The 23967-nt window shown below is 64.5% G+C and carries 23 protein-coding genes; 14 read left to right on the forward strand and 9 right to left on the reverse strand.

Annotated elements, in window-relative coordinates; all coding sequences use genetic code 11:
• Positions 1–3 precede the first annotated feature (3 nt).
• Both LBK75_02810 and LBK75_02815 read right to left on the reverse strand, forming a co-directional pair.
• Complete coding sequence (locus LBK75_02810) at positions 4–2166, reverse strand: chemotaxis protein CheA (GenBank protein MDR1157224.1); 2163 nt, start codon at positions 2164–2166, stop codon at positions 4–6.
• 258 nt (positions 2167–2424) lie between these two features.
• Positions 2425–3537 (reverse strand): DUF3810 domain-containing protein, encoded by a 1113-nt coding sequence (locus LBK75_02815; GenBank protein ID MDR1157225.1) that lies wholly within the window; start codon positions 3535–3537, stop codon positions 2425–2427.
• 283 nt (positions 3538–3820) lie between these two features.
• On the opposite strand from LBK75_02815, the gene rplM reads away from it, so the two are divergent.
• The gene (gene rplM / locus LBK75_02820) at positions 3821–4258 is read left to right on the forward strand and encodes a 50S ribosomal protein L13 (GenBank protein MDR1157226.1); all 438 of its coding nucleotides are present in this window, start codon (positions 3821–3823) and stop codon (positions 4256–4258) included.
• Between the two features lie 6 nt (positions 4259–4264).
• Positions 4265–4669: a 30S ribosomal protein S9 gene (rpsI, locus tag LBK75_02825; GenBank protein MDR1157227.1), complete on the forward strand. Its 405-nt coding sequence runs from the start codon at positions 4265–4267 to the stop codon at positions 4667–4669.
• Between the two features lie 8 nt (positions 4670–4677).
• Here the strand turns inward: rpsI and LBK75_02830 are convergent, their stop codons facing one another.
• Positions 4678–5100: a hypothetical protein gene (locus LBK75_02830; GenBank protein MDR1157228.1), complete on the reverse strand. Its 423-nt coding sequence runs from the start codon at positions 5098–5100 to the stop codon at positions 4678–4680.
• 71 nt (positions 5101–5171) lie between these two features.
• Between LBK75_02830 and recQ the strand changes: the two genes are divergently transcribed.
• Positions 5172–7031 carry a DNA helicase RecQ gene (gene recQ / locus LBK75_02835; GenBank protein ID MDR1157229.1) on the forward strand — a complete coding sequence of 620 codons (1860 nt, stop codon included), beginning with the start codon at positions 5172–5174 and terminating at the stop codon, positions 7029–7031.
• Here recQ and LBK75_02840 read toward each other — a convergent pair.
• On the reverse strand, positions 6958–7347 hold the full coding sequence (locus LBK75_02840) for a metallopeptidase family protein (protein ID MDR1157230.1): 390 nt from the start codon (positions 7345–7347) through the stop codon (positions 6958–6960). The genes recQ and LBK75_02840 overlap by 74 nt on opposite strands.
• Positions 7348–7626: 279 nt before the next feature.
• Here LBK75_02840 and LBK75_02845 point away from each other — a divergent pair, with 279 nt between their 5' ends.
• From LBK75_02845 to LBK75_02855, 3 genes are all read left to right on the forward strand, one after another.
• On the forward strand, positions 7627–9432 hold the full coding sequence (locus LBK75_02845) for an ABC transporter ATP-binding protein/permease (GenBank protein ID MDR1157231.1): 1806 nt from the start codon (positions 7627–7629) through the stop codon (positions 9430–9432).
• Between the two features lie 42 nt (positions 9433–9474).
• Positions 9475–11313 (forward strand): ABC transporter ATP-binding protein/permease, encoded by a 1839-nt coding sequence (locus LBK75_02850; GenBank protein MDR1157232.1) that lies wholly within the window; start codon positions 9475–9477, stop codon positions 11311–11313.
• An 84-nt stretch (positions 11314–11397) separates the two neighbouring features.
• On the forward strand, positions 11398–12315 hold the full coding sequence (locus LBK75_02855) for a DUF4846 domain-containing protein (GenBank protein ID MDR1157233.1): 918 nt from the start codon (positions 11398–11400) through the stop codon (positions 12313–12315).
• A gap of 2 nt (positions 12316–12317) precedes the next feature.
• Here the strand turns inward: LBK75_02855 and spoVAE are convergent, their stop codons facing one another.
• The 4 genes from spoVAE to LBK75_02875 form a co-directional block, all read right to left on the reverse strand.
• The gene (gene spoVAE, locus LBK75_02860) at positions 12318–12674 is read right to left on the reverse strand and encodes a stage V sporulation protein AE (protein ID MDR1157234.1); all 357 of its coding nucleotides are present in this window, start codon (positions 12672–12674) and stop codon (positions 12318–12320) included.
• 152 nt (positions 12675–12826) lie between these two features.
• Positions 12827–13834 carry a stage V sporulation protein AD gene (locus LBK75_02865; protein ID MDR1157235.1) on the reverse strand — a complete coding sequence of 336 codons (1008 nt, stop codon included), beginning with the start codon at positions 13832–13834 and terminating at the stop codon, positions 12827–12829.
• Positions 13835–14071: 237 nt separating this feature from the next.
• Entirely contained in the window at positions 14072–14617 is a 546-nt protein-coding gene (locus LBK75_02870; protein ID MDR1157236.1) for a 3'-5' exonuclease, read from the reverse strand.
• Between the two features lie 50 nt (positions 14618–14667).
• Positions 14668–15861, reverse strand: coding sequence for an acetate kinase (locus LBK75_02875; protein MDR1157237.1), 1194 nt, complete (start codon positions 15859–15861; stop codon positions 14668–14670).
• A 204-nt stretch (positions 15862–16065) separates the two neighbouring features.
• On the opposite strand from LBK75_02875, the gene LBK75_02880 reads away from it, so the two are divergent.
• Complete coding sequence (locus LBK75_02880; protein MDR1157238.1) at positions 16066–17286, forward strand: nucleotidyltransferase family protein; 1221 nt, start codon at positions 16066–16068, stop codon at positions 17284–17286.
• On the opposite strand, the gene LBK75_02885 is transcribed toward LBK75_02880, so the two are convergent.
• Positions 17265–17552: a YlmC/YmxH family sporulation protein gene (locus LBK75_02885; protein MDR1157239.1), complete on the reverse strand. Its 288-nt coding sequence runs from the start codon at positions 17550–17552 to the stop codon at positions 17265–17267. The genes LBK75_02880 and LBK75_02885 overlap by 22 nt on opposite strands.
• A 254-nt stretch (positions 17553–17806) precedes the next feature.
• Between LBK75_02885 and sigG the strand changes: the two genes are divergently transcribed.
• The 7 genes from sigG to LBK75_02920 all read left to right on the forward strand — a co-directional run bounded on the left by sigG (position 17807) and on the right by LBK75_02920 (position 23964).
• Positions 17807–18607: an RNA polymerase sporulation sigma factor SigG gene (sigG, locus tag LBK75_02890; protein MDR1157240.1), complete on the forward strand. Its 801-nt coding sequence runs from the start codon at positions 17807–17809 to the stop codon at positions 18605–18607.
• 205 nt (positions 18608–18812) lie between these two features.
• Entirely contained in the window at positions 18813–19541 is a 729-nt protein-coding gene (pyrH, locus tag LBK75_02895) for a UMP kinase (GenBank protein MDR1157241.1), read from the forward strand.
• Complete coding sequence (gene frr / locus LBK75_02900) at positions 19538–20092, forward strand: ribosome recycling factor (protein MDR1157242.1); 555 nt, start codon at positions 19538–19540, stop codon at positions 20090–20092. The genes pyrH and frr overlap by 4 nt, the downstream gene beginning before the upstream one ends.
• A gap of 5 nt (positions 20093–20097) precedes the next feature.
• Positions 20098–20841 carry a di-trans,poly-cis-decaprenylcistransferase gene (gene uppS / locus LBK75_02905; GenBank protein MDR1157243.1) on the forward strand — a complete coding sequence of 248 codons (744 nt, stop codon included), beginning with the start codon at positions 20098–20100 and terminating at the stop codon, positions 20839–20841.
• The gene (locus LBK75_02910) at positions 20841–21665 is read left to right on the forward strand and encodes a phosphatidate cytidylyltransferase (GenBank protein MDR1157244.1); all 825 of its coding nucleotides are present in this window, start codon (positions 20841–20843) and stop codon (positions 21663–21665) included. Before uppS ends, LBK75_02910 begins: the two co-directional genes overlap by 1 nt.
• On the forward strand, positions 21662–22813 hold the full coding sequence (dxr, locus tag LBK75_02915) for a 1-deoxy-D-xylulose-5-phosphate reductoisomerase (protein ID MDR1157245.1): 1152 nt from the start codon (positions 21662–21664) through the stop codon (positions 22811–22813). The genes LBK75_02910 and dxr overlap by 4 nt, the downstream gene beginning before the upstream one ends.
• Before the next feature lie 74 nt (positions 22814–22887).
• Complete coding sequence (locus LBK75_02920) at positions 22888–23964, forward strand: site-2 protease family protein (protein ID MDR1157246.1); 1077 nt, start codon at positions 22888–22890, stop codon at positions 23962–23964.
• Positions 23965–23967: the final 3 nt, after the last annotated feature.

Raw genomic sequence — 23967 nt, forward strand, 5'->3', positions numbered from 1 at the left:
CGGCTATTGGGCCTGGGTCAGCGCCTTGACGTCGATGATGAGGCTGATGCTGCCGTCTCCGAGGATTGTGCAGCCGGATACACCGCGGATCTTTCCGATACGCCGCAGGATGAAGGAGGGGATGGGCTTCACGACAATCTGCTGTTCGCCCACCAGTTTGTCCGCAAACAGGCCCACCATGTGCCCCTCATCTTCCACCATAATGATGACCCCGTCCTCAAAACGCGCCGCATCCGTCTTCACCTGGAACAGCCGGTGCAGACGCACGATGGAGTAGCACTCGCCGCGGAATAGAATCATCTCGTTGCCGTCCGGGTCGATGATGATATCCTTGCTCCACGGCTTGAAGGACTCCCGGATGTTGAGCGTCGGCACGATGTAAAAATTCCGTCCAACCTGAATCTCGATCCCCGCCAAAATGGCCAGTGTGAGCGGAATGCGGATTGTAACCGTCATGCCCTGACCCGGCACGGAGTCGAGCAGCACGTTGCCGCCCACTTTTTCTATGTTTTTCTTCACCACATCCATGCCCACGCCGCGGCCGGAGAGCTCCGTGACCTGCTCGTTGGTAGAAAACCCAGGCAGCATGATGAAGTTGTAGATCTCCTTGTCCGTGTACTCCCAATCCGGCTTTGCGATCAGGCCCTGACGGTGCGCCTTGGCGAAAATCTTATCGCGATCGAGTCCGCGCCCGTCGTCGGTGCAGGAGATGATGACATCCGACCCCGAGTTGCGGGCCTCCAGAACAATCCGCCCCACCGGCGGCTTGCCGGCCGCGGCGCGGTCCTCGCGGGTGTCCTCAAGCCCGTGATCCATCGAGTTTCGAATGATGTGCATCAGCGGATCGGACAAATTGTCTATGATGTTTTTGTCCACTTCCGTCTCTTCACCGAGTATGGTGAGCTCAACCTCCTTGCCCAGCTTGCGCGAGAGGTCGCGGATGATACGGTGCATCTTGTGGAAGGTGGACGACACCGGGATCATGCGTACGGACATGATGACGTCCTGCAACTCTCCGGTGTTCTTCGTGAGCAGCGCAGCGGCCTTCTCGAAGTTGTCGAGCTGCAGACCCTCTAAATCCGGGCTGCTCACCACCATAGAGACCGAGATCACCAATTCGCCGACGAGATCCATCAGGCGGTCCAGTTTGTTCACATTGACGCTGATGAAACTCTGCTTGGCCTCAGTCACGGGCGCCGACGACACCTTTGCCGGCGCCGGCGGTGGCGCGGCGGTCGCCTCGGCCGGCGCCGGTTTCTCCGTCTCGGACGGCGGCTTTGGCGCCGCCTCCAAGACCGGAGCCGGCGCGGCGTCTCCCGGCGCACGCGGTTCGTCCGCCGGCGCGACGGTCTCGGGCACGGCGCTCGGCGCCTCCTCCGTTACCTCGAAACTCCGGACAAACAGGGCAGCCGATATGACACTCCGGATGGCGTCGGCCGGCTGCTCTGTCTCCACATACAAAGTCGCACCGTTTGCAATGATGCAGTCGCTGCAGTCTTCCAGCAGCTCCTCCGGCACGGTCTCGATGTGCCGGGCCATGTCCTGCAGGGCGTTGACAAGCTGGTAGGCCCGGATGTTCTCCATCTTGCAGCCCTCTTGGAAGAAGACGTGGACGCGGTATCGCTTTCCGCCCGCCGGCAGGGGGGGAGCCGGCGCGTCGCCGGTCCCATCGGCGGTTTCCGCCGTCTCCGCCTTTGCCGGCGCGGGCGTTTCCTGCTGCGCAGGCGCCTTTGCCGGCGTCTCCGCCCCGTCTGCGCTGTCCGACGGCGCGGCGGTCAGCACCGCCATATACGCCCGGATGCGCGTGAGCAGAGGCCCCTCGTCTCCGTCCGACGGGAGGCCGTTTTGGATCTTCGCCACCTCCGCCTTGAAGAAGTCAGCCGACTCGAGGCACAGATCCGCGATGACGGGCCAGTCCGGGTTCGCGTCGCCGTGTTCCCGGATGAAGAAAAACATGTCCTCGACCGCGTGCGCCAGCGTGGAGATATGGGTGTACTCCATCATGGCGGCCGAGCCCTTGATGGTGTGCATGACACGGAAGATCTCGTTGATATGCTCCCCCGTCAGCCCGCCGAGCTGTTCCCCTTCGATCAGGATTTCCTCCAGCCGTTCCGTGAGCTGCATGTTCTCAAAGATGAACATCTCCAGCATGGAATCCATGCTCATGCTTCCACCGCCCCATTGTGTGCTCCGCCTGACAGCGCCCCGGCGCAACTGTCTGCGCCCCGTCTCTCACGCCGTGCGGCGCCCCGGACACGCCCGCGCGGGTCCATATTATGTTTCGTACGATGGGGCGGAAAAGTTTAGGGGCGCGCCACCCTAAACGCAGACCATGAACATCTCTTCATTTGCACTTATGTTTTATATACAAAATTTTACGGCAACAAGGGCACGCTGATAGATGCTGATGACAAAATCATCTCCCTACTCCCGCGTACGCGCGCGGTAGTCGGCGATGAGTAGGTCCACCACACGGCCGTAGCTTTGGGTGCCCTCCGGTTGGTTCATGGTCCGTAGATAGGCGTCGTTCACCGCCTCTCCCACTGCCCGCGCCGGGCCCTCGTAGCGTTTGACGTAGGCCCGCTGGGCCTCGAAATCCGCGTACACCAGAGGGTCAACCCCCTTCCATAAACGTTCGCTCAGCGCGGCGTCGGCCGCGCCGAGGGCGTTGGAACAGTAGATGAAGGCCAGGTGGTAGCCGGAGTAGGCGAACAGCGGATCCGGATTGGCCGTACAGGCCAAAAAGGCGATGTAGTTCGCCTCGTCCTCCGAGACGTACCCCATACCGTGGGCCATCTCGTGACACATCGTAAATGGCAGGTGCGCCGGAATCGTATTCGGATTCACCATGGCCTCGCCGAGAAAGGGGCTGTAGATACCGGAGAGCCCAAGTCGGGACAGCAGTCCCGCGCCGACGACCCGTTTGGGCGCGGCGGGAGCGCCCTCAAAGGCGCCGGGCACCCGCGCGGCCAGGCGACTGTATCCGTCGGCGGCCCGGCCGGCCAACGCGCCGAAGCCGCCCGTGCAGGCGCCATCCGCCCCCCGGGGCACTCGGCCGGCCAGCGCGTTCATCTCGTCGCGCAGCCACACGGCCGTGTCGTAGAGGGTCTGGGCAGAGGCGGGCGCCGTGTCCAGGGCGAGCTCCCCTGCCAGCGGCGGCGCAAAGGCGCCGAGCCCCCACAGCGAGAGAAACAGACACGCGAGCACACCGGTGAGCAAGGCGGCGTGAGAGAGAAGGTGCAGCACCGGTCGGCCGGAGCGGCGGCGCACGGTGTGCACCGAACCAACCGCCAGCGCCGCCAGCGCGGCGGCGGCCAGCGCGTATGCCAGACACTCAGTGAGCGGAAACGGCGCGGCTGCGATGTGAGACAGCGCCCGCTGGGCCAGACGGGACCAGGGAACAAACACCCGCGCCACACCCACCGGGTCGTTTCGCGCCCAAAGCAGCTCCACGGCGGCGGTCAGCCACAGCGCTCCGGCGGCAATCCCCCGCCGGAGCGCTGTGTTTCGTCCCCCACCTTTCGCATTTTTTGCCATACATAGTCCCTCTTTTCTCATTTCCCCCGCATTTTCACACAAATTCACCACCATTCTATCCCTTTTTTGCCGCCTTGACAAGCGGGCGCTTCGCACATTTTGCGTACGACCACAAGATACTGTGAGCTTTTGCCCGTATGGGGCCGAAATCGAGAGATTGAAAAAAAAGAAAACACATATTGGCCTTTTGCGCTTGACAGGCCCGTGACAAATGTGTTATAAATGGTTTGGGCGTTCGGCGCCCATGTAGAGTTATGCGACTGAACATGAAGGAGGCGCCCGTGTGAAAACATTTATGGCAAGACCGGAGACCGTGACGCGCGCATGGTTTGTCCTCGACGCGGCGGGGCACCCGCTGGGGCAGACCGCGACGCAGGCCGCCGTGTTGCTGCGCGGGAAACACAAGCCGGAATTTACCCCCCATGTGGACACCGGCGATTTTGTCGTCGTCATCAACGCCGAGAAAGCGGTGCTGACGGGCCGGAAACTCGAGCAGAAAGTCTACCGCACGCACTCCCGCTACATCGGCGGGCTCAAGGAGACAAAATACCGCCTGCTGATGCAGCAGAGGCCCGAGTTCGCCGTGGAACTGGCCGTTCGGGGTATGCTCCCCAAGAACACCCTGGGCCGCGGCGCTCTGAAGCGGCTCAAAGTATACCGGGGCGCCGAGCACCCGCACGCGGCCCAAAAGCCCTCATTGTGGGCACAGGGAAGGGAGTAATGCGTGATGTATAAAAGCAAAAAAACTTATTTCTATGGCACAGGCCGCCGGAAATCTTCCGTGGCCCGCGTGCATCTCTTCCCCGGCGGCAGCGGCCAGATCACAGTCAACCACCGCGACATCGACAGCTACTTTGGGCTTGAGACCCTAAAGCTGATCATCCGCCAGCCGCTCGTCTCCACCAATACGATCGGCAAAGTGGACATCGAGGCCACCGTCGTAGGCGGTGGCTGTACCGGTCAGGCCGGCGCCATCCGCCACGGCATCGCCCGGGCGTTGCTGCTGGTAAATGACGAATACCGTCCCATCCTCAAGCAGGCGGGCTTCCTGACGCGCGACCCGCGCATGAAAGAGCGTAAAAAGTACGGCCTCAAAGCCGCCCGCCGCGCGCCTCAGTTCTCCAAGCGCTGACCATGCCACTATACGCCGCGAACCCGCAAAGCCATGCTTTGCGGGTTCATTTTTGGACAATACTTTTCTAATTTGTCCATCACCTGCGCCCACTCCTCCGCCGACGCGAGGATGTACTTGCTATTTAGCTTAAAGATATGGCAGCCGTCCGTAGCGGGGAAGACATGGACGTCCCCGCCCTTCGCCCGTAGCAGGATGTCCACCGCCCCGAAGGGGCAGGCGGGCGTATCCGCGGTGGGGATTTTGCTGAAGACAGCCGTCAGCGCGCGGATATCCTGCGGGTCGGAGATCGTGACCTCTGTCTCGCCTGCCAGGACCGAGATGCTCTCCACCTCGCTCAGAGACGGCGCGCCCCCCTGCAAGCTCGGCAGGACGGCGGCGATGATCACCACCAAAACCACCGGCAGCGCCACGGCGGCGTTCTTCCTCATTTCCAATCACCTCCATCCGCGCACCGCGCGCGGACAAAAATCTACACCAAAGAGGGGGCGTCTGGGAACATATGATGGAACCACACGATGTTTTGCGGCAGTACTTCGGACACCGAAGCTTTCGCGAGGGGCAGGAGGTGTTGATCTCCCAGCTCCTCGCGGGCCGGGACGTTTTGGGGATCATGCCGACGGGCGCCGGGAAGTCGATCTGCTACCAGGTACCCGCCCTGGTGACGGACGGGATCACGCTGGTGGTCTCCCCGCTCATCTCGCTGATGAAGGACCAGGTGGGGGCGTTGATCCGCTCGGGCGTCCGGGCGGCCTATATCAACAGCTCTCTCACAAGCGCCCAGAACGCCGAGGCGCTGCGGCGCGCGGCCCGCGGGCTGTATAAGATCATCTACGTAGCACCCGAGCGTCTGCTCACCGGCGCGTTTTTTGCGTTCGCCTCCTCGGCACGGATCTCGATGGTCACGGTGGACGAGGCGCACTGCGTGTCCCAGTGGGGGCAAGACTTTCGCCCCAGCTACCTGAACATCCCCGACTTTTTGGAGGGCCTGCCGGCGCGGCCCGTCGTCGGCGCGTTCACCGCAACAGCCACAAACGAGGTGAAAACCGACATCGTGCGGCTGCTGCGCCTGCGCGACCCATACTCAATCACAACCGGGTTTGACCGTCAGAATCTGTACTTCGAGGTGCGCCGGCCCCGGGAGAAATCGCGGGAACTGATCGCCTACTTGCACACAAACGGCGGCCGGAGCGGGATCATCTACTGTCTCACCCGCAAGACGGTGGAGTCGGTGTGTGAGACGCTGACCGCGGGCGGCTTTCAGGCCACGCGCTACCACGCGGGGCTCGACGAGGCGGAGCGGCGGCGCAACCAGGACGACTTTCTCTACGACCGCAAACCCATCATGGTGGCGACGAACGCCTTCGGCATGGGCATCGACAAGTCCAACGTCTCCTTTGTCGTCCACTACAACATGCCGAAAAACATCGAGAGCTACTACCAGGAGGCGGGACGCGCCGGCCGCGACGGAGAACCGGCCGACTGCCTGCTGTTTTACAGTGGCCAGGACGTACGCACCAACCAGTTTTTGATCGACAACGGCGCGGAGGCCAACGAAAAGCTCCCCGCCGAGGTGCGGGAGGAAGTCCGGGACAAGGACCGGGAAAGACTCAAACAGATGACCTGGTACTGCACCACAACGGACTGCCTGCGCGCCTACATACTGCGCTACTTCGGCGAGCGGACGCGGGACTTCTGCGGCCACTGCGGCAATTGTCGTACCCATTTTGAGACCGTCGACGTCCGCGCACAGGCGATGCATATCCTCGCCGCCGTAGAGCGGCTGGCCGGGCAGGGCCGGCGGATCGGACGGATTTTGCTGACCGAGACGCTGCACGGCGGCCGAAGCGAGAAACTCCTCCGGCTGGGACTGGATCGGTCGCCGGACCACGGCCTGCTCGCGGACACCTCCGCCGCCGACATCCGCCGCACGGTGGATCTCCTGATCGACATCGGGCTGCTCGCGGTCACGGACGACGAATACCCCGTCGTCGCGCCGGTCGGACCCGCCGCGTCGCTGACAGTCCCGAACCCGCTGCCTCTGAAGCGACCGAAAGGAAAACAGTCGGAGAAAAAGCCGACGGCCCCAGAAGCGGAACAGACAGCACTGTTCGAAGCGCTGAAGGCCGTGCGGGCGGACCTCGCACGCGCGGAGAAGGTGCCGGCCTTTCTCATCTTCTCCAACGCGACGCTGCGGGACATGTGCCGCAGCCTGCCCACGACCCCGGAGGCGTTTTTGCAGATCTCAGGCGTCGGCCAGGCCAAGGCAGCGCGCTATACGGCGGCCTTTACGGCGGCGATTCGGGCACATCTGGCCGGCGCCGTGTCCGGCGGTAGCGCGCCCGATCCTGCTCGTCTTTGATCTCCAGATCCCGCGCGCCGGCCAGAGACTCCACGTGGTGCGTGAACTCGTGCACCAACGTCCGTTTCAGCTCCTCCCGCCACGCCGCCGGGGAGAGATGGGCGTACAGTGCCGCGAACGAGCCGTAATAGATGACGATGTAACGCCCCATGGCCGGATGGACGTGGTATTCCCCCAAAATGTACAGATCGTCCGCCGCCTCCCGTTTGATCTCCGGCAGCAGACAGACACCACCGTTCAGTTCCCGGTAAAACATCTCCGGCAGCGTCTCGGCAATCTCATCGAGCATCGTGCCCGCCTCTTCGATCGACACCATATGCGCCCGTCAAACCCCCTGTCCGCCGGCTTTTCGCGCCAAGGTCATCCGTATATTTTGTGTATTCTGTGTTATTATATCATGCCCGGGCACTTCTGTCATCTCCCCCGGCGGGTTCCGCGCGCCCACAGAGTCGACAGAATTTTTGCTCTTTTCCCTTTTCTTCTGCTCTCTTCTGCGATTTCCATTGCCAAAACGGCGCTTTGGCGGTATAATACACCTGTTTGATACCGTTTATGACAGACTTTGACGGACCGGACGGGTCTTTGGAGGTACCGTATGACGCTTCCCTGGACGCGGGGCCAGTGGACCCTGCTGGCGGCGCTGTCCCGCGGGCGCTATCTGCGTCTGACTCTTATGCTGCTGGCGTCCGCGGCAACCGTACTGTTTGGGTTTTTGTTTCCGCAGGTGATCCGCGTGACGGTGGACTCCGTCATCGGCGCGGACCCGGCGCCGCCTCTCGCCGCGCGGTTTCTGCTGTGGCTGGGCGGGCCGGCGGCGTTGCGCACCCGACTCTGGGTCCTGGCTTTGGCCGCCGCCGTGCTGGCGCTGGCCGGCGCTGTCGCCAACTGGATCCGGCGCTATTGCACGCAAGAGCACGCCGAATACGTCGCCAAGCGGCTGCGTGACACCCTTTACGGGCACATCCAGGCGCTCCCGTACGCATGGCATGTGCAGATCCAAACCGGCGATATCATCCAGCGCTGCACCTCGGACGTGGACATGGTGAAGACCTTCTTGTCCAATCAGATGGGCGAGATGGTGCGCACGGTGTTTCTGTCCGTGGCCGCGGTCGCTCTGATGCTCTCGATGGATCCTTTTATGACCCTCGTCTCGGTGAGTCTGCTGCCGGTGATCTTTCTGTTCTCCTGGCGCTTCTCTCTGCGCATGTCGAAGCAGTTTCTCGCCTGCGATGAGGCGGAGGGCGCGCTGCAGGCCGTTGCGCAGGAGAATCTGACCGGTGTGCGGGTGGTGCGCGCCTTCGGGCGCGAGCGCTTCGAGATCGACCGCTTTGAAGAGAAAAATCAGACCTGGGCCCGGCTCATGACGCGGCTTGGCAACGCACAAGGAAATTTTTGGGGGGTTGGCGACGGCATCACGGGGATCCAGATCGCCCTCGTGACGCTGACCGGCGTGCTGCGCTGCCTGGAGGGGCAGCTCAGCGTCGGCACGTTCATCACCTTTTATGCCTATGTCAACATGCTGATCTGGCCGGTGCGAAACCTGGCCCGGCTGCTCACCGAACTGAGCAAGACCGGCGTGTCCCTGGGCCGTCTGCGGGCTATCCTCGCCGAGGCGCCGGAGACGGACGGACCGGACGATGAAACGCCGGAGATCCGCGGCGCTATCGCCTTTGACCATGTGACCTTCTCATACGGGGATCGGCCGCCGGTGCTCCGTGACATCTCATTCACGCTGAGGCCGGGCCGGACGCTGGCGATTTTGGGCGGTACGGGCAGCGGCAAGTCCTCTCTCGTCCACCTGCTGTGCCGTCTGTACGACCTGCCGGACGGCGGCGGGCGCGTCACCATCGACGGGCGCGACATTCGTACGATCCGGCGGAAGTGGCTGCGCCGCCATGTCGGTCTCGTGCTGCAGGAGCCGTTTTTGTTCTCTCGGACGCTCCGTGAGAACATCAGCGCCGCCCGCCCGGACGCCGACCTCGAAACCGTGCGCGGCAAGGCCCGCATCGCCGCCGTGCACGACGCGATCGAGCGTTTCGGCGCGGGGTACGACACCGTCGTCGGCGAACGCGGCGTCACATTGTCGGGCGGACAGCGCCAGCGCGTGGCCATCGCCCGGATGCTGATGCAAGATCCCCCTATCATGATCTTCGACGACAGTCTCTCCGCGGTGGACACCGAGACGGACGACCGCATCCGCCGCGCGCTGCGCGCGCACACGGCGCACGCCGCTGCGATCCTCATCTCCCACCGGCTCAGCACGCTGCAGCAGGCGGATGAAATCCTGGTGCTGCGAGACGGGCGCGTGGAGGAACTGGGCACCCACGACGAGCTGCTGGCGCGGCGCGGCGTCTACCGCCGTTTATATGACCTGCAAAATCAGGCGGCGGAACGCCGTTGAAACAGAAAACGAAACAGAAGAACAGCATACGCGGAGGATCTGATGCACGAACACGAGGAATTTGACACAAACGGCTCCTTTTCGCTCAAAACATGGGCTCGGATGTGGCCTTTTATCCGCCCCTTTCGGCGGGAGCTGCTCATCACCGCGCTGCTGATGACGTTCGCGTCCGCCGTCGACGTCGCCATCCCGCTGTTGCTGCGCTACGCCATTGACCACTTCATCGGGCAGCGCACCACCCAGGGTCTTCCACTGTTCGCGGCGCTCTCCTTCCTGCTGGTGTCGGCTTCGGGCGTCGCGGTCGTCTTTTTCATTCGCGTGGCCTACCGCGTCGAGGTGGGCATCGGCCGCGGCTTGCGCGCCGCCACGTTCAAACACCTGCAGACCCTCTCTTTCTCGTTTTTCAACCGCACGCCGGTGGGCTACCTGATGGCTCGTCTGATGAGCGACACGGCGCTGATCGGCGACGTGGTGGCCTGGGGTCTCGTCGTGGATCTCTCCTGGGCGCTCACTTACATTCTTGGCGTGCTCGTCACCTTGTTTTTTCTGAGCTGGCGTTTGGCGCTCATTGTACTGGCCGCCGTGCCGGTCCTCGCGTGCATCACCGCGTGGTTCCAGTCCCGCATCCTGCGGCTCAGCCGGCAGGTACGGCGTGTCAACGCCACGATCACCGGCGCCATGAACGAAGGCATCACCGGCGCCCGCACGACAAAAACCCTCGCCATCGAGGATCAAAACCTGGCCGCGTTTTCCGCCCTCACGGGCCGGATGAAACAGCGCGCCACCCGGCTGGCCGCTTACAACGCCGTATTTCTGCCGCTCGTGGTGGCCGTCGGTTCGGCCGTCACCGCGTGGGTGCTGGCGCGCGGCGGGCACATGGTGATGGCGCTGTCCATTCCGGTGGGGACGCTGGCGGCTTTCGTAAACTACACGATCGGCATCTTTGAACCGATCCAACAGATCGCCCGTTCGCTCTCCGGCTATGTCTCCGCCCAGGTGAACATCGAGCGCGTGGACAAGCTGCTTTCCCTGCGGCCGGATATCACCGACCGGCCGGACGTGATCGAGCGGTACGGGGACGCCCTTCACCCCAAGCGGGACAATTGGGAACCGCTGCACGGGGACATCGAATTTGACGACGTCACATTCCGTTATCCGGACGGCACGGAGAACATACTGGAACACTTCCGCCTCAAGATCCCCGCCGGCAGCTTCGTCGCGCTGGTGGGGGAGACGGGCGCCGGAAAATCCACGCTGGTGAACCTCGCCTCCCGCTTCTTCGAACCCACACAGGGCCGGATCCTGATCGACGGGCGGGACGCGCGGGACCGCAGCCAGCTCTGGCTGCACAGCCGTCTCGGCTATGTCCTGCAGGATCCGCACCTATTTTCCGGCACCATCCGGGAAAACATCCGTTACGGCCGGCCGGACGCCAAGGATGCGGAGATCGAGGAGGCCGCGCGTGTCGCGTACGCCGCCCCGATGATCGCACGGCGCCCCGGCGGGCTGGACGCGGAGGTCGGGGAGGGCGGCGACCAACTGAGCACCGGAGAAAAACAGCTCATCGCCCTGGCCCGCGCCGTGCTCGCCGACCCGCGCATTTTTGTATTGGACGAGGCCACTTCCAGCGTCGACGCCGAGACGGAGGCGCTCATCCAACAGGCGACGCGCCGCCTGCTGCGGGGGCGCACTTCCTTTGTCATCGCGCACCGCCTGTCCACCGTTCGGGAGGCGGATCTGATCCTCGTGATCGCGGACGGGCGTGTGGTCGAACAGGGCACGCACGACGCGCTGATGCGCGCCGGCGGCCGCTATTTCGACCTGTATACCCTCCAGTTCGCCGAGGACGCGGCGGCCGGCGGTCCGCCGCCTTTGCCCTGACCCGCGCCAACCGGACGCCTCCGACAATTTCATACTCGGCGCGTCAACGCTACGGCGGTCCGCCGCCGGAGAGAGGTGCTTGCTGTGAGGAAATCTCTCTGTCTGCTTCTGGCACTGCTGCTATGTCTGGGGGGACTGTCCGCCTGTGGGGACGGCGGCGAGGATATCTCATCCCCGCCGCCCGAAAGCGCCACGCCGCCGCCCACCCCGTCTCCGCCGCCCATCAAGGCGCCGGAGGGACCGACGCTGTCCACCCGATTTCGCGCGCCGACCGGCTACACCCGCGTGCCCGCCGAGGACGACAGTTTTGCCGCGTATCTGCGGGCGCTCCCGCTCAAGGAGGACGGCGCGCCGGCGTTGCTCTTCGACGGCAAAGAGAAGCTGACGCGGACGCACGAGGCGGTGATCGACATGGACATCGGTTCGACAGACGTCCAGCAGGGGTCCGACGCACTGATCCGCCTGCGGGCCGAGTACCTTTACGCGCAAGGCGACTACGACCGGATCTCCTACCATTTTCTCTCCGGCTTTCTATTCCCCTTTATCCGCTGGGCCGAGGGGTATCGGGTCAGCGTGAGCGGGAGGAATGTGACCTGGGAGAAAAAGGCCGATCCCTCGCAGGATTACGAGATCTTCCGCCGCTACTTGAACACGCTGTTTGTGTACGCCAACACGCGCTCGCTGGCGGCGGAGCTGTCCACCGCCGACGAGATGCGCATCGGCGATGTGTTCATCTCCACCGAGTTCGGCGGCGTGATGGTGGTGGATATGGCGCAGCGCGCGGGCACCGGGGAAATCGTGTGCATCTTGGCCGGAGCCAAGATTCCGGCCCAGGACATTCAGATCTTGAAAAATCCGGACGACCCGCAGCTCTCGCCCTGGTACCCCGCTCCCTCCGTCGCGGGTCTCACCACCTCGGAGGGCGATATCTTCCGCCCGGAGCACTTAAAGCGCTTCAGTGAGATCCCTGAAAATCCCGACGCCGCCACGCCGACGCCATAGGCTCATTCTTTGGCCTTCGGCCGACAGAGCAACGCGACCAGAAACCCAAAGAAGATGGCCGCCGCGAGCCCGGCGGCGGCGGCCGTGAGACCGCCGGTGAGGGCGCCGAGCAGCCCCTTCTCCGCCACCGCCGCACGCACGCCGCGCGCCAGTGTGCAGCCGAACCCCGTGAGCGGGACCTGGGCGCCGGCGCCGGCCCATCGGAGCAGCGGCTCATACAGGCCGACGGCGGTCAGCACCACACCGGCTGTGACAAAGGCCACCAATACCCGTGCCGGCGTCAGCCGCGTCCTGTCGATGAGCACCTGCCCCACGGCACAAAACGCGCCGCCCACCAAAAATGCCTTTACATATTCCATATATTCACCCGTTGCACAAGCTTCCATGATTTTACAAATTATGGAAGCTTTGAATTGCCCAAAAACGCCGCCACATGGCTGATGGCTGGGATAGACTCCCCCTGTGCGGCGGTTGAATGTCATTTGCATTCAACCGTCATTTGTTTTATAGTTCAGCCCGAAAACGCCGCCACATGGCAGATGGCCGGGATAGACTCCCCCTGTGCGGCGGAGACTGGGGAAAGGAGGGCGCCGGTGCCGCAGAAGAGGAGTCGGCGCCATCTCCTCTCTTGCAGCCCCCGCATCAGATGTCCGCAGAGCACGACGGCGCCGCAGCCGGCGCCGGACCCGCCCGCGTGGGTATCTTGGTTCGCGTCATAGATGAGCGTCCCACAGTCCACATGGCGGCCGGCGAGCGCCACGCCGTCCCGCGCAAACAGGTCAAGCAGCAGCTCCGATCCTGGCGCGCCCAAGTCTCCCGTGGCAATCAGGTCGTACGCCTCGGGCGCCGTGCCGCTCTCCGCAAAGAAAGCGCGGAGCGTGTCGTAGGCCGCCGGAGCCATGGCCGCGCCCATGTGAGCCGGGTCTTTGACACCGGCGTCCACAATCCGGCCCACGGCCGCATGTGTGAGACTCGGCCCTGACGAGTCCGTCCCCAGCACCAGGGCACCCGCCCCCGTCACCGTCCACTGGGCGGTGGGCGTGCGCTGGCCGCCGTACTCCAGCGGCAGGCGGTACTGCCGCTCGGCGGCGCAGAAGTGGGAGGAACTCATGGCCGCCGCCGTGCGGGCATACCCCGCCGACACCGCCGCCGCCGCCAATATCAGCCCCTCGGCCATCGTCGCGCAGGCGGCGTACAGGCCGAGCAGCGGCCGCTTTGTGCCGCGCAGCCCGAAGGAGGTACCGATGCACTGATCCAACAGGTCCCCGGCAAACAAGATATCGAGTTCTTCCAGCGGCTGGCCGGCCTTTTCCGCCGCGCGGGCCAGCGCCGTCCGCAGCAGGCGGCTCTCGGCCTTTTCCCATGTCTTCTCCCCGCAAAAAGCGTCCGTCTCGACGACATCAAAACTGCCGCCGAGCGGTCCCGCGCCTTCCTTCTTCCCGACGACACTGGCGCAGCCCAACACACGCGGCGGCCTGTCGAACCGGATGGTCTGCGCCCCCAGGCGTATTTCGGACATCCAAATCCCTCCGTCTCCACAGCCAGTATGGCAGTCCGGCGGGCCATTTATGCGGCGCACATGGGGCCTGTGCCACTCAATCCAAAATTTTAACCGTGTCGAATTCGACACGGTTAAAATCCCAAGTCCGGCGCAGCAGTTTCGCCATGACGCCTGAACTAACGTGGGTTGCACCTGCAACCCACAACCCAAATTCTTGTTTTTTGTTGCCGCTTCGCGGCAACAAGGTACTATGTGTTACGCCTCCGAAGGGGCGTCTTCGCAGCTCTCAGCCGTTTCGGGCGATAGGGCCAGCATTTTGAGGAGCACGCGGGCGGTGACCATGGCGTCGCCCAGTGCACGGTGGGCGGCGCCGCCGCCGGTTACGCCCAGGTGACGGGCCAGGTCGGTCAGCGCCCGGCTGGGGAGCTTCGGGAACAACCGGCGCGCCATCTGGAGCGTGCAGAGCGTCCGGGGCTTGCATTCGATCTCCGCGCGGGCACAGTACCAGGATAAAAATCCCATATCAAAGGGCACGTTGTGCGCCACCACCGTGTCCGACCCGATGAAGTCGACGAGCCCCGGCAGGTGCTCCGAAAATGGCTCGGCAAAACGCACCATGCGGTCGGTGATCCCGTGGACGCGCGTGGCCTCGTACGGGATGGGCGACTCCGGGCGACACAGCGCGGCAAGATGCAGCCCGATCTCTCCGTCGTGCACCTGCACGGCGGCGTATTCAATCACCTCACCGGCGGCCGGGTCCAGCCCGGTCGTCTCAAAGTCGATGACGCAATACCGGCTCACGGCCAGGCACCCCCCTCCTCTGCACACGACGGCCTTTGGGCGCTCACTGATCAGTCCACCAAGGACTGCGTGTCCAACGCGATGACGAGTTCCTCGTTCGTGGGCACGCGCAGGATGTACCCGGGCGCGCCGGCGGCCGAGATGATCCCCTCGCCGTCCGGCCCCTCGTTCTTCGCCCTGTCGATCGTGAGCCCCATGAATGAGAGACCGGACGAGATCTTCTCGCGCATCTCAGCGTTGTTTTCCCCGATGCCGGCCGTGAAGACCAACGCGTCCACCCCACCCATGGCGGCGGCGTAGGACCCAATGTATTTTTTTACCGTGTAGATAAAAATGTCCAACGCCAGCGCGGCCCGCCGGTTGCCCTGCCCCGCGGCCTCGGCCAGATCGCGGAAGTCGGACGAAACGCCGGAGAGGCCGAGCATCCCGGACTTCTGGTTTAGCATCGTGACGAGTTCGGCGGCGGCGCGCCCCTCCCGCTCGCCCAAGAAACCCAGTATCGCCGGGTCGATCGTCCCGGAGCGCGTGCCCATCGGAACACCCTCCAGCGGCGTAAAGCCCATGGAGGTGTCCACTGAACACCCGTTTTGTACGGCGGTGATCGACGAACCGTTGCCCAGGTGGCACGTGATGATCCGCAGGCTTTCGAGCGGCTTTCCGATGATCTCGGCCGCGCGTTGCGCCACATAGCGGTGCGAGGTGCCGTGGAAACCATAGCGGCGGATCTTATATTTCTCGTAATATTCGTACGGGATGGCGTACAGATAGGCGACCGGCGGCATCGTCTGGTGGAACGCGGTGTCAAACACCGCCGCCTGCGGCACACCCGGCATGACCTCAAAGCAGGCGCGGATGCCCACCAGATTCGGCGGGTTGTGCAGCGGCGCCAGCGGCACGCAAGCCTCAAGCGCGGCGATCACTTCGTCCGTCACGCGCACCGAACCGGAGAAGAATTCCCCGCCGTGCACCACGCGGTGCCCCACGGCAAAGATCTCCTCCATACCGGCCATGACGCCCGTCTCCGGGCCGGTGAGGACCGCCGTGACCGCCCGGATCGCGGCGGCGTGATCCGGCAGGGGCCGGTCGGCCACATAGGGCGCACGGCCCTCCACCGTATGTTTGATCCGGCCGTCCAGTCCAATCCGCTCGCACTGTCCGCGCGCGCGCACGGCACGCCGGTCCATGTCGAACAGCTGGTATTTGAGTGACGAACTGCCGGCATTGATGACAAGGATGTTTTTCATGGTCCGCGTCCTCCTCTGCTCCGCCGCCGCGGCCCCAGCCGGGCGCGGCGCGGGCTGTTTTCTTATGTTTGCCGCCCCTGCAAAGCGCGCGGGGTTCCCTTTCACTATACTAAAAACCGGTGGAAAAAACAACTGTGATGTGAGATAATGGGGAAAATTGCGTCCGGCGCCCCGTGCGCCGCGAGGGTTCAAAGGAGCGATCAGATGGAACCGGTCGCCGGCGTCGTCGCCGAATACAACCCGTTTCATTGCGGACACGCGCACCACCTCGCGCGTACGCGCGAGGCGCTTCCCGGCGCGGCGGTCGTCTGCGCGATGAGCGGACACGTCACCCAGCGGGGGCAATTCGCCCTGTGTGAAAAACATGCGCGCGCGCGCATGGCCGTCGCCGGCGGCGCCGACCTCGTGTTGGAACTCCCCGCTGTCTGCGCCTGCGCGTCGGCGGAGCGCTTCGCGCGCGCCGGTGTGGCGCTGCTCGCGGCCACCGGGGTCGTAACCCATCTCTCCTTCGGCAGCGAGGCCGGCACGCTGGCGCCGCTGCGCGAGGCGGCGCGTGCAATGGCGGACCCGGATTTCCTGACACAGGTCAAGGCGCAGCTGCGCCGCGGCTTGTCCCACGCCGCGGCCTGTCAGCAGGCGTACGAGGCGCACATCGGCCGGCCTGCGCCCTTTTTGCGCGCCCCGAACAACATCCTGGGGCTCGAATATTTAAAAGCGCTGCACGCCCTCGGCGATCCGTTCATCCCTCTGACCGTACCCCGCCTGGGAGCGGACCACGACGACCCCCGGCCCCGGGCACCGTTTGCGTCCGCCTCGCTCCTGCGCAACCGGCTGTCCGGCGGGCTGTCGGCCGCGGGTCTGTTCCCGCCCAGTGCGCAGGCCGTCTGGGAGGCGGAGTGCGCGGCGGGACGCGCGCCCATGCGGGAGGCGGCCTGGGCGGACATGTGTCTGTCGCACCTGCGCCGGTTGGACGCCGCGGACTTCGCACGGCTGCCCGACGTCACGGAAGGTCTTGAGTTCCGTCTGGCGTCGGCGGCCCGGCGGGCCGCCACGATGGAAGCGTTTTATCGGCTGGTGGCGACGCGGCGTTACACGCTGGCGCGCGTGCGCCGCGTCGCGCTGTGCGCCTTCCTAGGTCTCACGCCGGGGTCGGACATCCCGCCCTATCTGCGCGTATTGGCCGCCGGCCCGCGTGGTCTCGCCCTGCTGCGCCGCATGAAGCAGACCGCTTCGCAGCCCATTCTGGTAAAGCCGGCCTCCGCGCGGACACTCGACCCCGGCGCGGTGCGCTGCTTTGCCCAGGAGGTCCGTGTGACCGATCTGTTTGCGCTGGGTTACCCAAACCCCGCCTGCCGCGCCGGCGGCGGCGAATGGACCACGGGGCCTGTGATTCATTCCGCCGTTCACCCGCACCAGAAGCGGTAGCGTTTGAATCCCTTTTCGGGGGCACGGATTTCAGACTCGATCAGGACGACGTCGTCGCCGATACGGCGGATGTGCTCCCAGGGAACCACCACGTCGTCTCCATGCCCGAACAGACCGAAAAACCGCGCCGGTCCCGGTACCACGAGCGCAGTCACCCGCCCGGTGGCTCGGTCAAATTCCATATCGCCGGGAAATCCCAGCCGGGCGCCGTCGCAGATGTTGATCACCTCCTTGCAGCGCAGTTCCTCCATGCGAAGAATCTCCATCTTAACATCCTCCAAACGGCCATTAGTACCTTGTTGCCGCGAAGCGGCAACAAAAAACAAGAATTTGGGTTGTGGGTTGCAGGTGCAACCCACGTTATATAACAGCGGTGTCTTTACAGGATATGCCAAAAACCCCTGTCCACATGCTACCCATGATGCGATGTTCGATTGGGCGCCGCCGATATTGTGGTATGTTCTTTTCTCGGTCGAGGCATACTGTGGAAGAAGAGATGTGGACAGGGAGGGAACATACTATGTACGGCAAAGTAGAGATCTGCGGTGTGAACACCGCCAAGCTCAAGGTGCTGCCCAATCAGGAGATGAACGCCCTGCTGGCCAGGACCAAAGAAGGAGACCGGGCGGCGCGCGAGACGCTGATTTCCGGGAATTTGCGTCTTGTGCTCAGTGTCATCCAGCGCTTCGCCGGCCGCGGGGAGATGCTTGACGACCTGTTTCAGGTGGGCTGCATCGGACTCATCAAGGCCATCGACAACTTCGACCTCTCTCATATGGTAAAATTTTCCACTTATGCTGTGCCGATGATCATCGGCGAGATCCGCCGCTACCTGCGGGACAGCAGCTCCGTACGGGTCAGCCGCTCCACGCGCGACACGGCCTACAAGGTGCTCCAGGCCAAAGAACGGCTGACCGGCGCCGGCCAGCGGGAGCCCACTGTTGAAGAGATCGCCAAGGACCTCGGCCTGCCGCGGGAGGATGTGGTGTTCGCGCTGGAGGCCATCATGGAGCCCATCTCCCTGTTTGAGCCCGTCTACTCGGACGGCGGCGACACCATCTGCGTCATGGACCAGGTCCGCGACAAGAAAAACACGGATGAGCACTGGCTTGACCGCATCGCCCTCCGGGAGGCCGTCGGCCGGCTGAGCGAACGGGAACGCCACATCTTGGCGCTCCGCTTCTTCGACGGCAAGACACAGATGGAGGTCGCCAGTGAAATCGGTGTTTCTCCGAACAAAATGACATGGACCTTCGACCGGCCCCGACCCGGCCGCGCGGCGGGCGCGGCGTTTACATACGAGGCGGAGATCTTCCTCTGAGAAAATTCCGGCCTTCTCCCTCTTCCTTTCGGCCTTCAAATGTATTACAATATACAAAGAGCGCCTCCGAGCGACACGCGCCGCATCTGGCGACGGAGGCGCCCACGCGATGGGGCGCGTCGGACGGCGGAGCGGCCCACAAAAACAAAAAGACGGCGGGCCCGGCTTCGTTGGAGGGCTGCGGCGCGCCGGGAGGTGGTGTCTGATGGATACGCCGGTTTACAAGCGGGTGCTGCTCAAGATCAGCGGCGAGGCGCTCGCGGGGAACAAAAAAACGGGGCTGGACTTCGATGTGATCGCCGCGGTCTGCGACGTGATCAAACGCTGCGTGGGACTCGGGGTGCAGATCGGCATCGTCGTGGGCGGCGGGAACTTTTGGCGCGGCACCAAAGATGGCGGAGGGCGGATCGACCGCACCCGGGCCGATCACATGGGGATGCTGGCCACGGTCATCAACGCGCTGGCGCTGGCTGACGCGCTGGAGACGCGGACGGTGCCGGTGCGCGTCCAGACGGCGCTGGAGATGCGCGCCATCGCCGAGCCCTACGTGCGGCTGCGGGCGGTGCGTCACCTGGAGAAGGGCCGTGTGGTCGTCTTCGCCTGCGGCCTCGGCAATCCCTTCTTTTCCACCGATACGGCGGCGGTGCTGCGGGCCGCCGAGATCGACGCCGACATCATCTTGCTCGCGAAGAACATTGACGGCGTGTACGACGACGACCCGGCGAAAAACCCCCACGCGAAAAAATTCGCCTCGCTCAGCTTTGACGAGATCCTCGCCAAACACCTGACGGTCATGGACTCGACGGCCGCGTCCCTGTCTCAGGACAACCGCATTCCCGTCATCCTCTTTGCGCTCAAGGACCCTGAAAATATATACCGCGTACTGATGGGAGACGCCATCGGCACCATTGTGGGAAAGGAGAGCTTTTCATGAAGGACACATACGAGGAATACACTCGAAAGATGGATAAGACGATCGAGGTGCTGGGACATGAATTTGCCACCCTGCGCGCCGGTCGGGCCAACGCGGCCGTGCTGGACCGCGTGTCGGTGGAATATTACGGCGCCCAGACTCCTGTCGCGCAGATCGCCTCCATCTCGACGCCGGAGCCGCGGGTGCTGGTGATCCAGCCCTGGGACGGCGGGGCGCTCAAGGCGATCGAAAAGGCCATCCAGGTCTCCGATCTGGGCATCAACCCGCAAAATGACGGCAAGGTGATCCGGCTCGCGTTTCCGCAGCTCACCGAGGAGCGCCGCCACGAACTGATCCGGCAGGTGCGCAAGTACGCCGAGGAGAGCAAGGTGGCCCTGCGCAACATTCGCCGCGACGCGATCGAGGCCTACAAGGCGCTGAAAAAGAAGTCGGAGATCACCGAGGACGACCTGAAGGACATCGAAAAAGACTTTCACGAACTCATCGACAAATACTGCAAAGACATCGATGCGCTGGTCGGCAAGAAGGAAAAGGAGCTCATGGAGGTATAAGTCCGTTGAGAAGACAGGCAAAAACCGCCGCGCAGCTCCCGCCGCCGGAACGGCGGCCGCGGCACGTCGGCATCATCATGGACGGCAACGGGCGGTGGGCCAAACGGCGCGCGCTGCCGCGCACGGCCGGGCACGCCGCGGGCAGCGAGACCTTCCGCCGGGTGGCCACGCACGCCAGGGATCGGGGCATCCAGGCTCTCACCGTGTACGCCTTCTCCACCGAAAACTGGCGGCGTCCGAAGGACGAGGTGGACGCCATCTTGGACCTCCTCGCGCGCTACCTGCGCGAGGCCATTCAAAGCATGGCGCGCGACGGCGTTCGGCTGCGGTTTTTGGGCGATCTGTCCATCCTGCCGGCGTCGCTTTTGGCGCTGGTGCGCGAGGCGGACGCCGTCGCCCGGACTGTCGAGGGCATGATAGTCAGCGTGGGCTTCAATTACGGCGGGCGGGACGAGATCCTGCGCGCCGCGCGGACGCTTTCCGCGCGTTGCCAGGCAGGCCTGCTCGCGCCGGAACAGATCGATGAGGCGCTCTTCTCCTCTCTGCTGGACACGGCCCCCCTGCCGCCGCTCGATCTGCTCATTCGTCCGAGCGGCGAGTTTCGTTTGTCCAATTTTCTTTTGTGGCAGGCGGCCTACGCCGAACTGTATTTCACAGACGTGCTCTGGCCGGACTTCTCCCCGACCGAATTTGACCGCGCGCTCTCGGCCTTTGCCGCCCGGGAACGCCGGTACGGCGGCGCGTCCTGATGCGGGCGCGTGTGTTTGTGGGCCTCGCCCTGCTGCCGCTGCTCATCGCCGTCGTATATCTGGCGCCGCCCTGGGCGTTGCCGGCGGCCGTCAGTGCGCTGTCCGTCGCAGCGGTGTGGGAACTGCTGCACGCCACGGGGCTTGTGCGGGCGCGGCGCGTGCTCATAGGGGCCGCCGCCGCCGCCGCGCTGACGCCTTTCTGGTGTTACTTCGACATGCCGCCCGTCCCGGGGGCGGCGGGCCTGTTTCTGCTGGTGCTGTGGCTCTTCGCGGCCGCCTTGCTGGACCGTCGCCGAGCGATCGGCGTTTCGGCGATCACCGGCGCGCTGTTCGCCGGGCTGGCGATCCCGCTGCTCCTCTCGTCCCTCGTCCGGATCGCCGCGCGTCCGGAGGGGTCCGTCCTCATCCTGTTGCCGTTTTTGACCGCTTCGGGCACGGACATTTGCGCGCTGTTCACCGGCATGCTGCTGGGCCGCCGGAAGCTGGCGCCCGAGATCAGTCCCCACAAAACCGTCGAGGGCTCCCTCGGCGGGTTCTTCGGCGCCCTCGCGCTGACGGCGCTCTTTGTCGTCGTCGTGCGGGCGGTCACGCCTCTGACGCCGGCGCTGCCCGCCTGGCTCCTGATCGCAGGGGTCGGCTCCCTGGCCGCGCAGGTGGGAGATCTCAGTTTTTCACTGATCAAACGGGAGTTTGGCCTCAAGGACTTCGGCGCGCTGCTGCCGGGACACGGCGGGGTGTTGGACCGGTTTGACAGTCTGCTGTTCGCCGCGCCCATGACCGAACTGCTCCTTGCCCTGCTTCCGCTCTGGGGGGGAGCGGCATGACACTTCAGCCCGCCCGCCGCGTGTCCGTACTCGGCGCCACCGGCTCCGTCGGCATACAGACCCTGGCGGTGCTCTCGCACCTCGGCCTCGCGGCGGTCTGCCTGACCGGCGGCCGCAACAGCCGCCTGCTGGAGACACAGGCCCGGCAATTTGCTCCGCAGACCGTGGCGCTGGCCGACCCGGACGCCGCCCGCGATCTGAAGACCCGGCTGGCCGACACGTCCGTCGCCGTGCTCTCGGGCCCCGAGGGCGTCTGCGAGGCGGCGGCCTGCGAGGCGGCCGACACGGTGGTGGCCGCTATCACGGGCCTCGCGGGCCTGCGGCCCGTGCTGGCCGCCCTGCGCCCCGGGCGCCGTCTCGCGCTCGCCAACAAGGAGGCCTTGGTCTGTGCGGGTACGCTGGTGACGGCGGCAGTCCGCGCGCAGGGCTGCACGCTGCTTCCCGTCGACTCGGAACACAGCGCTCTCTTCCAATGCCTGCGGGGCGAGGACCCGTCGTCGGTCGAGCGGCTCGTTCTCACCGCGTCGGGCGGCCCCTTTTTCGGCCTGGATCGAGACGCGCTGCGCCGCGTCACCCCGGCGCAGGCGCTGGCGCACCCCACCTGGCGGATGGGCTCCAAGATCACAGTCGATTCCGCCACCCTGATGAACAAGGCGCTGGAATGCCTGGAAGCTATGTATCTGTTCTCGGTGCCAATGGCGCGCATCGAGGTGGTGGTCCACCGCCAGAGCATCGTCCATTCGATGGTCGTCTTTCGAGACGGCGCCGCGGTGGCCCAACTGGGGCCGCCCGACATGCGTCTGCCGATCCAATACGCGCTGACCTTCCCGGCACGCGCGGCGTCACCGCTGCCGCCGTTCGACTGGGCGGCCTCCCCGGCACTCACGTTCGCACCCCCCGACGAAAACACCTTTCCCGCCCTCGCCCTCGCCCGCGAGGCCGCCGCGCGAGGCGGCACGGCGGCCGCCGCGTTAAACGGGGCCAACGAGGCGGCGGTTTCTCTGTTTTTAGCAGGCCAGATCGGATTCCTAGACATCGCGGCGCACACGGCGGCGGCGCTCGCCGCCGTGCCGTCGGACGGCGGCTCCCTGGAGGACATCCTGGAAACCGACCGCGCGGCCCGCGCCTTTGTGCACGCGCAGCGCTAAAAATTCGCCTCAAAGGTGCAAACGTCAAAACCTTGAATCATCAAATATCAGGGCTGAATAAAGGAGAATGCCTCTTGCTTTTGGTTGTTGTATCGGTTCTGCTGCTCATTTTGATCTTGGGCGTTTTGATCACGGTCCATGAGTTCGGCCACTTCATCACGGCCAAACTCTCCGGCATCCGCGTCCACGAGTTCGCCATCGGTATGGGTCCGAAGCTGTGGAAGAAGCAAAAGGGTGAGACGCTTTATTCCCTGCGCGCTTTCCCCATCGGGGGGTTCTGCGCGCTGGCGGAGGACGAGGAACCCGACCCGAACGACCTGCGCGCCTTTCCAAACGCCAAGCGCCACCGGCGCGCGCTCGTGCTGGCGGCCGGTTCTCTGATGAACTTTCTGGCCGGGCTTCTCCTGCTGGTCATCATCAATCTGCCGGCGGCGCAGTACGCGGACACGAAACTCGCCGGCACGATGCCCGGCTTTGCCTTCGCGGGGGAGGACGGCTTTCTGCCCGGCGATCGCATTGTGAACATCAACGGCCACGCCATCTATGTGAGCGCGGACATCCACTTTTTCCTGTCGCTGGGCGCGGGGGAACCCTTCGACATCACGCTGACGCGGGACGGTCGGCGGCTGACGCTCCGGGATCTGCCGCTGACGCGGTCCATCCCCGACGAAAGCGGCACCTTGCGCTACGGTTTTTATTTTGAGCCGCTCCCCGCCACACTGGGCGTCAAGCTCCAGCAGGCCTGGTACGGCGCGGTGGACAACGTGCGTCTGGTCTGGGTGAGCCTCGGGGATCTCATCGGCGGCCGGGCACGCGTCGACGACCTGATGGGCCCCGTAGGCATGGGCGGTGTCGTCAACGACATCGTACAGGACGAGACGGCCACGGTGGGCGTGAAGACGATGGGTCTGCTGAATCTCGCGGCTTTCCTCGCTATCAATCTGGCAACGATGAATCTGCTGCCGCTGCCGGCGCTGGACGGCGGGCGGCTGTTCTTCCTCGTCATCGACGCCCTTTTGGCCCTGACGCGGCGCAAATCCCTCAACCCAAAGTACGAGGGTTATATTCACGCCGCCGGCATGATCCTCTTCTTCGGTCTGATGATCTTTGTATTTTTCAACGACATCCTGCGCCTGTTCGGCTGGAAATGAGAG

This window comes from Oscillospiraceae bacterium (assembly GCA_031265355.1).
In the GTDB taxonomy this organism is placed as follows: Bacteria; Bacillota; Clostridia; order Oscillospirales; family UBA929; genus JAIRTA01.

Excerpts from the sequence above, each read along its gene's own strand:
- LBK75_02885 (MDR1157239.1), bottom strand. The coding sequence starts at position 17,552 with ATGGAGATTCTTCGCATGGAGGAACTGCGCTGCAAGGAGGTGATCAAC.
- dxr (MDR1157245.1), top strand. The coding sequence starts at position 21,662 with ATGACACTTCAGCCCGCCCGCCGCGTGTCCGTACTCGGCGCCACCGGC.
- LBK75_02850 (MDR1157232.1), top strand. The coding sequence starts at position 9,475 with ATGCACGAACACGAGGAATTTGACACAAACGGCTCCTTTTCGCTCAAA.
- LBK75_02840 (MDR1157230.1), bottom strand. The coding sequence starts at position 7,347 with ATGGTGTCGATCGAAGAGGCGGGCACGATGCTCGATGAGATTGCCGAG.
- LBK75_02865 (MDR1157235.1), bottom strand. The coding sequence starts at position 13,834 with ATGTCCGAAATACGCCTGGGGGCGCAGACCATCCGGTTCGACAGGCCG.
- LBK75_02910 (MDR1157244.1), top strand. The coding sequence starts at position 20,841 with ATGCGGGCGCGTGTGTTTGTGGGCCTCGCCCTGCTGCCGCTGCTCATC.
- LBK75_02810 (MDR1157224.1), bottom strand. The coding sequence starts at position 2,166 with ATGAGCATGGATTCCATGCTGGAGATGTTCATCTTTGAGAACATGCAG.
- sigG (MDR1157240.1), top strand. The coding sequence starts at position 17,807 with ATGTACGGCAAAGTAGAGATCTGCGGTGTGAACACCGCCAAGCTCAAG.
- recQ (MDR1157229.1), top strand. The coding sequence starts at position 5,172 with ATGATGGAACCACACGATGTTTTGCGGCAGTACTTCGGACACCGAAGC.
- pyrH (MDR1157241.1), top strand. The coding sequence starts at position 18,813 with ATGGATACGCCGGTTTACAAGCGGGTGCTGCTCAAGATCAGCGGCGAG.
- spoVAE (MDR1157234.1), bottom strand. The coding sequence starts at position 12,674 with ATGGAATATGTAAAGGCATTTTTGGTGGGCGGCGCGTTTTGTGCCGTG.
- LBK75_02815 (MDR1157225.1), bottom strand. The coding sequence starts at position 3,537 with ATGGCAAAAAATGCGAAAGGTGGGGGACGAAACACAGCGCTCCGGCGG.
- LBK75_02880 (MDR1157238.1), top strand. The coding sequence starts at position 16,066 with ATGGAACCGGTCGCCGGCGTCGTCGCCGAATACAACCCGTTTCATTGC.
- LBK75_02845 (MDR1157231.1), top strand. The coding sequence starts at position 7,627 with ATGACGCTTCCCTGGACGCGGGGCCAGTGGACCCTGCTGGCGGCGCTG.
- frr (MDR1157242.1), top strand. The coding sequence starts at position 19,538 with ATGAAGGACACATACGAGGAATACACTCGAAAGATGGATAAGACGATC.
- rpsI (MDR1157227.1), top strand. The coding sequence starts at position 4,265 with ATGTATAAAAGCAAAAAAACTTATTTCTATGGCACAGGCCGCCGGAAA.
- LBK75_02830 (MDR1157228.1), bottom strand. The coding sequence starts at position 5,100 with ATGAGGAAGAACGCCGCCGTGGCGCTGCCGGTGGTTTTGGTGGTGATC.
- LBK75_02875 (MDR1157237.1), bottom strand. The coding sequence starts at position 15,861 with ATGAAAAACATCCTTGTCATCAATGCCGGCAGTTCGTCACTCAAATAC.